Raw genomic sequence first — 1,254 nt, 5'->3', positions numbered from 1 at the left:
ATGACCTGCCCCCCTTCGGTCCCTCGTTCATAACGAGAGTCTGCGGGTTTGATCTTGATAATCATGGGTTTCGGTTTGGGCAAGCGCGCCGGGCGCGGAGCCCTCAAATTGCTCAAGCGCTCGGCGCGCTTGCAGTGGCGTCTGGTTTCCGAGCGACGAATGCGGCCTGACGGCATTGTAGTCATATCGCCATAGCGCCAGCTTTCGCCGGGCATCGTTCAGGGTGTCAAAGATCTCCTCGTTCAATAGCTCGTCGCGCAGGCTGCCGTTGAACGACTCGATGAAGGCGTTCTGCTGTGGCTTCCCTGGGTCGATGTAATGCCACGGCACATCGTTCTGGTCGGCCCATTTCAGGATGGCCCGGCTTGTGAACTCCGTGCCGTTATCACTGACGATGCAACCTGGTTTTCCGTAGACCCGCACCAGCGCATCCAGCTCGCGGGCGACACGGGCTCCCGAGATACTGGTGTCGGCCATGAGGCACAGGTTTTCGCGGCAGCAATCGTCGATCACTGCCAGGATGCGGAACTTGCGTGAAGCACCAAAGCTGTCCGACAGAAAGTCCAGCGACCACCGCGCATTTGGGCGCGCCGCCTCCGGCATCGGTGTGCGTGTGCCGCGGGCCCGTTTGCGGCCACGTCGTCGCTTCACCGAGAGACCTTCCTCCCGGTAGAGCCGATACAGCTTCTTGTGGTTCATGATCATGCCCTTGCGTTCGAGCAGGACGCCGATCCGACGATAGCCGAACCGACGTCGCTTGCCTGCAATCTCCTGCATCTCTTTGCGGATCTCGGGGCAATCCGGCGGGCGTTCGCGCCGGACCGTCTTTGGATCGACACCGACAAGCCGGCAGGCCCGGCGCTGCGAGATGTCGTGATCCCGCATCGCTCTGAGCGCTGCCTCTCGCCGCTTGGTCAGCGTCGTCAGTTCTTTCCCAAAAGATCTTTCAGGACCACGTTGTCGAGCATCGTATCGGCCAGCAGGCGCTTGAGCTTGGTGTTCTCGTCTTCCAGCGCCTTCAGCCGGGCGGCTTCTGACACCTCCATGCCGCCGTATTTGGCTTTCAGCTTGTAAAACGTGGACGGGCTCAGCCCGTGACGACGGCACAGTTCGGCCGTCGGCATGCCCGCCTCTTGCTCCTTGATCATCCCGATAATCTGCGCCTCGGTAAAACGGCTCTTTCGCATTCGTCTGCTCCTTCAAGGTTGGGCAGACTCTACATCATGATGAGGGATTTCGCGGGGGGCAGGTCAT

The 1,254-nt window shown here is 60.6% G+C and carries 1 protein-coding gene; it reads right to left on the bottom strand.

What is annotated here, in order from left to right; genetic code table 11:
- Nucleotides 1-27 precede the first annotated feature (27 nt).
- Nucleotides 28-1,187 (bottom strand): IS3 family transposase gene (locus tag AB9K34_RS02100; RefSeq protein ID WP_100165069.1). Its coding sequence is split into 2 segments (ribosomal slippage): nt 28-938 and nt 938-1,187, totalling 1,161 coding nucleotides; the frame shifts between segments, so codons are not numbered across the junction.
- Between the last annotated feature and the right edge of the window lie 67 nt (nt 1,188-1,254).

This window comes from Sedimentitalea sp. XS_ASV28 (genome assembly GCF_041224545.1).
Lineage (GTDB): Bacteria > Pseudomonadota > Alphaproteobacteria > Rhodobacterales > Rhodobacteraceae > Sedimentitalea.
Note: the sequence above shows the minus strand (reverse complement) of the source record. Positions and strands in the feature narration are given on the sequence as shown.